Source organism: Saezia sanguinis (assembly GCF_003991585.1).
GTDB classification, from domain to species: domain Bacteria; phylum Pseudomonadota; class Gammaproteobacteria; order Burkholderiales; family Burkholderiaceae_C; genus Saezia; species Saezia sanguinis.
The window spans coordinates 1-249 of the sequence record NZ_PQSP01000158.1 but is presented as its reverse complement, the minus strand read 5'-3'; the positions used below and the strand labels follow the sequence as shown (position 1 = coordinate 249).

Annotated in this window: 1 protein-coding gene; it reads left to right on the top strand. The window is 66.3% G+C overall.

Features of this window, described 5'->3' with window-relative positions:
• Positions 1 to 185 (top strand): hypothetical protein (locus tag CUZ56_RS15330; protein ID WP_148113781.1); only part of this gene is annotated, 185 nt, incomplete at its 5' end.
• Positions 186 to 249 lie beyond the last annotated feature (64 nt).

Below are 249 nucleotides of genomic sequence, written 5' to 3'. Positions count from 1 at the left end.
ATCCGGTCCTCGGTGTGCTCAAGGACCTGTCCGTGGACGCCCTGCTGATGAGTGCGCCGAAAGACGAAGGGATCCTGCTCGGCGATTTCCGGTCCACCAGATTGCCGCAGGGACGGGCTGCGTTCGTCTCCCGCAGCCGTGAGACGGAGATGGTCCAGCTCAGTTACCTGCCGCCGGCGCAGTAGCCACCGATCCGCCGGCCCGGGCGGATCGGTCCGACCGAGGTGTCGTCAGTTCACTGTCGCCAAG